The following is a 6,955-nucleotide window of genomic DNA, read 5'->3' on the forward strand; positions in this document are numbered from 1 at the left end:
ATCACCGTCGCCGGCCGGCTGTGTTTCCAGTGGTGCAAGGGCCAGCCGGAGGCGCATTCGGACAAGACCGGCAAGCCCGACGTGCGCGGCGCCTACGGGTTGCATGGGCGCGAGATGATCGGCTGGCTCACCCATCTCCAGCACACGCGGGCGAAGAACGTGATCTTCGTCGGCATCCTCGACGAGAAGCTCGACGACTTCAATCGCAAGCACTTCGTGCCGCAGATCGAGGGCTCGAAGACCGGGCTCGAGCTGCCCGGCATCGTCGACGAGGTGCTGACGCTGACCTCGCTGCCCGACCAACAGGGCGAGTTGCGGCGTGTCTTCGTCTGCCAGACCCAGAACCCCTGGGGTTATCCGGCCAAGGACCGCTCGGGGCGACTGGAGATGCTCGAGCCCCCCGATCTCGGCCGCCTGATCGACAAGATCCACCAGCCGCTGCCGCTCGATGCGCGCCCGCTGGTGATCGACCCGCCAGCGATTTCGGCGCCTACCGCCAACCCTCAAACCGATCCCTCCAACTGAAAGGACCAATGCCATGTCTGGCCTGTGGAACGACTTCAACGACGCGCAATCCAACGCCAACCTCATCCCCAAGGGCACGTTCGCCAAGGTGCGGCTGACCATCCGCCCCGGCGGCTTTGATGACCCCGCGCAGGGCTGGACCGGGGGTTATGCCACCCGCGGCTCGACCGGCGCGGTGTATCTCAACGGCGAGTTCACCGTGACCGAGGGGCAATACGCCCGGCGCAAGATCTTCACTTTGATCGGGCTTTACAGCCCGAAGGGGCAGGACTGGGCCAATATGGGCCGCAGCCTGATCAGGGGCATGCTGAACTCGGCGCGGGGGATTTCCGACAAGGACCAGTCGCCTCAGGCGCAGGCCGCGCGACGGATCGGTGGCTTTGCCGATCTCGACGGGCTCGAGTTCGTGGCCCGGATCGATATCGGCACCGACGCCATGGGCGAGGAGAAGAACGAGATCCGCGCGGCGGTGACGCCGGATCATCGGGACTACGCGCAGATCATGGGAACGGCAGGGCACGGTTATCAGCCGCCTGCGCAACCTGCGCCGCCGTCTTCGACCGCGCAGCAACCCACCGCTCCGGCGACCCCGGCAACCCCGGGCCGCCCGTCCTGGGCCGAGTGAGGGCCAGCCCATGCGCCTTCGTCCCCGCCAGAAACTCTTCGTGGAGCGCAGCCTCGCTGCGCTCTCGACCCACGGCAATACGCTCGGGATCGCTCCGACCGGATCGGGCAAGACCATCATGTTGTCCGCCATCGCGGGCAAGTTGGTCGCAGGCGGCGCCAAGGCCTGTGTGCTGGCCCATCGCGACGAGCTGACAGCCCAGAACCGGGAGAAGTTCGGCCGGGTCAATCCCGATATCTCAACCTCGGTGGTCGATGCGTCCACGAAGGACTGGTCCGGCCAGGTCACCTTCGCCATGGCGCCGACGCTCACGCGCGCCGCCAATCTCGCGACCATGCCCAAGCTCGACCTGCTGGTGATCGACGAGGCGCATCACGCGATTGCCGACAGCTACCGCCGCATCGTCGACCGGGTGCGCGACGCCAACCCCGAGGCCCGCATCTTCGGTGTCACGGCGACGCCGAACCGGGGCGACCACAAGGGGCTGCGCCAGGTTTTCGACAACGTGGCCGACCAGGTCCGGCTGGGGGAGTTGATCGCCTCGGGCCACCTGGTGCGGCCGCGCACCTTCGTGATCGACGTGGGCGTGCGTGAGCAATTGCAAAAGGTGCGCAAGACCGCCCTCGATTTCGACATGATCGAGGTCGCCGGGATCATGGACCGCGCGCCCGTCACCGACGAGGTGATCCGCCACTGGCGCGAGAAGGCCGCCGGTCGGCCCACCATCGTCTTCTGCTCGACCGTCGCCCATGCAGCCCACGTCGCCGAGGCCTTCATCGCGGCGGGCATCCCGGCGGGGCTGATCCACGGCGATCTCGCGGCCGATGAGCGCCGCAACATCCTCGCGGCCTTCAGCTCTGGCGAGATCGCCGTGCTGGTCAACGTCGCCGTGCTCACGGAGGGATTCGACCACCCGCCCACGTCCTGCGTGATCCTGCTGCGGCCCTCATCCTGCAAGTCCACCATGATCCAGATGGTCGGGCGCGGCCTGCGCACAGTCGACCCCGAGGAACACCCCGGCATCGTCAAGACCGACTGCGTGGTGCTGGATTTCGGGACGTCGAGCCTGATGCACGGCACGCTGGAACAGGACGTGGACCTCGATGGCCGCGACGCCAGCGGCATGGCGCCCACCAAGACCTGCCCGGACTGCGAGGCCGAGATCCCGCTGGCGGCGCGGGAATGCCCGCTTTGCGGCGCGCTGCTGGTCGAGCCCAAGGACGAGGCCGGTGCCGAGGCGCTCGAGGGCTTCGTGATGACCGAGATCGACCTGCTGAAGCGGTCGAGTTTCCAGTGGGTCGATCTCTTCGGCGACGAGGCGGCGCTGATGGCCACGGGCTTCACCGCCTGGGCGGGCATCTTCTGGATGGACGGGCTCTGGTATGCGGTCGGTGGCCGGCGGGGCGCGCAGCCCCGGCTTCTCGGCATCGGCGAGCGCGCGGTCTGCCTTGCGCAGGCCGATGACTGGCTGAATGCGCACGAGAGCGACGAGAGCGCCTTCAAGACCCGGGGCTGGCTGCGCCAGGCGCCGACCGAGAAGCAGTTGCAATACCTGCCCCCGAGCGCACGGCAGGACTACGGGCTCACCCGCTACCACGCCTCGGCGCTGATCTCCTTCCGGTTCAACAAGCGCGCCATCCAGCAGCTTGTCCAGGCCGCCACCATGCCTGAACGGAGGGCCGCGTGAACCATGTCGCGCAAGTCTCACCCCCGCCCGCAGAGGCTTCGGATCGACCGGGCCGTGATCGCCTCTGGCATCCGCGTTTCCACCTTTGCGCCGTCTGCCTGCGCCCCGCACAGGGCTTCGGCTTCTTTGACCCCGACAAACCGCGCCCGCGCAAACACCGCTGGTTCTGCTCGATGTCCTGCCAGCGGTGGTTCGCGGCTCGCCACAGGAAAGGACTGACCATGATCGGAACGACCGATGAAGAACGCCTCGCCATCGCATTGATGATGAAGCGGCTGGGTCGCTTGATGGGCGATATCGGCTGGCAGAAGCGCCTCTGTGACCTCTCCGAGACCGAGGTCACGGCCCTGATCGAGGAGGTGCTGGAAGGCTACGGCGCCGAGATGTCGCGCGTCGCTGAATCCACCGAGGTGCCGTTTTGATGCTGGATTCCAACCATCGACCCGGCGTCGCTGAACGCATCAACACGGCCGTGGATGCCGCGCTTGAAGGCGAACGCGCCGCGACCCCGCGGCGTGACTATCTCGGCGCCTCCCGCCTGGGGCAGCCTTGCGAGCGCGCGCTTCAGTTCGAGTTTACCCAGGCACCAAAGGACGAGGGTCAGGAGTTCTCGGGCCGGGCCTTGCGCATCTTCGCCATTGGCCACGCGCTCGAGGATCTCGCCGTCGAGTGGCTGTGCGCCGCCGGGCTCAATCTCGCCACCCGGAAGCGCGACGGCGGCCAGTTCGGCTTTTCGGTCGCCGGTGGGCGTATTCGCGGCCATGTGGACGGGATCGTCATGGGCGCCCCCGCCGCCATGGGTCTGCGCACACCCGCCCTCTGGGAATGCAAGACCATGAACGCCAAGAACTGGCGCGAGACGGTGGCCAAGGGCGTGACCGTTGCCAAGCCGATCTATGCCGCCCAGATCGCGCTCTACCAGGCCTACATGGAAGCGAGCGTGCCAGGCCTCTCGGCCAACCCCGCACTCTTCACCGCCATCAACAAGGACACCGCTGAGCTGCACCACGAGCTCGTGCCCTTCGACGCCGAGCTCGCGCAGCGCATGTCGGATCGGGCGGTGAGGATCCTGCGGGCGACGAACGCGGGCGAGTTGCTGCCGCGCGTGGCCCGGAACCGCGATTTCTTCGAATGCCGGTTCTGCCCATGGGCCGAGCGCTGCTGGGGGCTGCCCGGATGAGCAAGGACACCACCGACCCACCCGAACCACCCGAGGACACCGACATGCGCGACGACAGCATGACCGACCACCCCGAGGCCAACCTCGTCCATTTCAACCCCTGGCGCGACTTCAACGACGCGGCGCCCATGCTCGACCCGTTCGGCGACGAGCCGGATCCTGCGCAGATCGCCTCTTTCATGGAGGTGGTCTTCGGCTACTGCGACGGGCTGATCCCCGTGCGCAGCTTCATTGACAAGGGCCAGGGGATCGACGGCCGGCCGCACAACATCTGGATCGCGGCCGACGAGACGGCGCCAGAGAAGATGGCGACCTTCGCGGGCTGGGCTGCACGCGAGGGAGCCGCGGTCTACGTCATTCCCGGCACGGTGGCAGAGTCCGGCCAGGCCAAGGCTACGGACGTGGCGCAGATGCAGGCCGTCGTCGTGGACATCGACAGCGGCGACATTGCCGCCAAGCGCGCCCATCTCGAGCGCCATCTCGGTCCGCCCACCATGGTCGTCGAAAGCGGCGGCATCACGCCCGAGGGGCAGCACAAGGCCCACGTCTGGTGGAAGCTCACCGAACCCGCCGAGGGCGACGATATCCAGCGCCTCTGCCGTCTGCGCGGCGATATTGCCGCCAAGGTCGGGGGCGACATGCATTTCCGCTCGGCGCATCAGCCGATCCGGGTGGCGGGCTCGGTCTATTACAAGAACGGCCTCAAGACGCTCGTGCGCATCGTCGACCTGAACGCTGGTCTCGAGCGCGATCTCGACGAGTTCGCCGAGGCCGTGGCCGACATGCCGCCCGCGCCGGGCGTGAGCCTGACGCCGGACTTCGCCACGCCCGACAAGCCCGCTGTCGACGATGTGCTGGTCACCCCGGTGCGCGAGGGCGGCGCCGACGACTGGTCGCGTTTCGAAGGCGCTTCCGCCGCCATCGGCTACTTTATCCGGCTTGTCCACGAAGGCCGCCTGTCGAAGACCGAAGGTTGGGAGGCGATCTGCGGCTACAACGCCGCCATGCTGCGGCCGCAGTGGCCGGTGGACCGGCTCAAGCGCGAATCCGAACGCCTCTGGGCGCGCCATGTCGAGCGCCACGGACCGCCGCTCGTCCGGCTCGACAGCGCCGCTCCGCTGCCCGACGAGATGCCCACCTTCACTCTGGGGCAGCTGCTCGACGACACGAGCCCGATGCCCGCCGACCTGATCGGCCCCCGCGTGCTGACCCCGGGCGGGCTCCTGGTGCTGGGCGGCGCGCCCAAGGTGGGCAAGAGCGACCTCTTGATCGTCTGGCTCGTGCACATGGCCGCCGGCGTGCCTTTCCTCGGCTTCACCCCGCCACGGCCCTTGCGGATCTTCTACCTGCAGGCGGAGATCCAGTATCACTACCTGCGCGAGCGCATGCAGCAGATCGGCCTGCCGCCCGGGTTGGTCGCCGCCGCGCGCGACAACCTCGTCGTCACCCCGAAGCTCAAGATGCTGCTCGATGCCGAGGGCAGCGCCCGCGTGGCCGCGGCGATCCGGGCGGCGTTCCCCGATGATCCCCTCGACATCCTCTGCATCGACCCGATCCGCAACCTCTTCGACGGCGGGCCCGATGGCGGGGGCGAGAACGACAACGCCGCGATGATGTTCTTCCTCAAGGACCGGGTCGAGGTGCTGCGCGACCACGTCAACCCCGACTGCGGCGTGATCCTCGTCCACCACACCAAGAAGCTCTCGAAGCACCAGGTGAAGGAGGATCCTTTCCTCGCACTCTCGGGCGCCAGCGCGCTCAGGGGCTTCTACACGACGGGTTTGATCCTGCACCGGCCGGATGAGGAGGCATCGGAACGGAAGCTGGAGATCGAGCTCAGGAACGGCCCCGCGCTGAAGCCCAAGCTCGTCGACAAGGTCAAGGGGGCGTGGGTCGAGGTCAACCCGATGAACGAACGGCTCGTGCGCGCCGAACAGGGGGCGAAGTTCGATGCCGAGCGGGATCGCAAGGGCGAGGTCATCGTCGACATTCTCCACCGAGAGGCGCGCTCGGGGCGCATGTACACCATGACCCTCTTTGCGGAGGCCTTCGAGAACAAGAGCGGGCTCAGCGGGCAGACCAGCATTCGCGAGCGGCTGAACGTCCTGACCACCAAGGGCGTCGTCAAGTTCGTCAAGGGCGATGCCGCAAGCGATCTCGGCCTCGCCTCGGACCGCAGCAAGTACGGCTATCTCTGCGTCGAGCACATGGATCTGGCGACCGGAGAGGATGCCACGGATGCGGAGACCGGCGAGGTCACCCCGGTTCATGTCCGGGTGTTTCCGAGCCACTACAAATGCCCCCAGACCGGGGCCGTTCTGCCGGTCGAAAACCCCGCCGTCTGGGTCTATCCGGAAGGGGGTGAGGCATGAATTTCACCCCTCCGGACGCACCCGAAATCTGGACCTGGAAATCCGAAATCTGGCCAGATTTCGCGAAATCTGAAATCTGCGCGCAATCTGGAATCTGGGTTTTCTGTCGGTTTTTCAATGGCTTGATGCACCCGTGCCAGATTTCGGACGGGCTGATCCGCAATCTGACCCGCAATCTGGATTTCCTCAATGAAATCATATGGTTCTGCCAGATTCCAGATTTCGGAAAAGGCACCCCTAAAGGGGTGGGTGGACTCCCCCCGTCAGGTGGGGAGGTCCACCACCCACCCCTGGGCGATTTCGTCCACCGCGATCCTGTCCATCCCTTCATCGAGCAGCCGGAAAAAAGGAGCCTCCAAATGGCCGCGACACCAACCTTTCCATCATCCACCATCCTTGCCCTCGATCTGGGCACCACCACTGGGTGGGCCTTGCGGGGGGCTGACGGACTGACCACCACCGGCACGGTCAGCTTCCGCCCCGGCCGCTTCGACGGCGGCGGCATGCGGTATCTGCGCTTCACCAACTGGCTGACCGAGATCGACCGCCTGTCCGGCCCGGTGGAA

Annotated in this window: 6 protein-coding genes and 1 pseudogene; all 7 read left to right on the top strand. The window is 66.8% G+C overall.

Annotation, left to right across the window (positions count from 1 at the left end; translation table 11 throughout):
• Positions 1-525: ATP-binding protein (locus tag C4S70_RS17920; protein ID WP_146064264.1), on the top strand; the 525-nt coding region annotated here is incomplete at its 5' end.
• Positions 526-538: 13 nt separating this feature from the next.
• Positions 539-1,150, top strand: a complete 612-nt coding sequence (locus C4S70_RS17925; protein WP_104009457.1) for a hypothetical protein — start codon at positions 539-541, stop codon at positions 1,148-1,150.
• A gap of 10 nt (positions 1,151-1,160) precedes the next feature.
• A complete protein-coding gene (locus C4S70_RS17930) occupies positions 1,161-2,837 on the top strand; it encodes a DEAD/DEAH box helicase (protein WP_104009458.1) in 1,677 nt (558 codons plus the stop codon).
• On the top strand, positions 2,834-3,259 hold the full coding sequence (locus C4S70_RS19275) for a DUF6511 domain-containing protein (RefSeq protein ID WP_235003892.1): 426 nt from the start codon (positions 2,834-2,836) through the stop codon (positions 3,257-3,259). The genes C4S70_RS17930 and C4S70_RS19275 overlap by 4 nt, the downstream gene beginning before the upstream one ends.
• Positions 3,259-4,017 (top strand): PD-(D/E)XK nuclease family protein, encoded by a 759-nt coding sequence (locus tag C4S70_RS17940; protein ID WP_104009460.1) that lies wholly within the window; start codon positions 3,259-3,261, stop codon positions 4,015-4,017. The genes C4S70_RS19275 and C4S70_RS17940 overlap by 1 nt, the downstream gene beginning before the upstream one ends.
• A gap of 44 nt (positions 4,018-4,061) precedes the next feature.
• A complete protein-coding gene (locus C4S70_RS17945) occupies positions 4,062-6,389 on the top strand; it encodes an AAA family ATPase (protein WP_235003893.1) in 2,328 nt (775 codons plus the stop codon).
• Positions 6,386-6,955 (top strand): annotated as a pseudogene (locus C4S70_RS19540) (hypothetical protein); the annotation flags it as partial. The gene C4S70_RS17945 and the pseudogene C4S70_RS19540, both read left to right, overlap by 4 nt.

The sequence above is a fragment of the Jhaorihella thermophila genome (assembly GCF_900108275.1).
Taxonomy (GTDB): Bacteria; Pseudomonadota; Alphaproteobacteria; order Rhodobacterales; family Rhodobacteraceae; genus Jhaorihella; species Jhaorihella thermophila.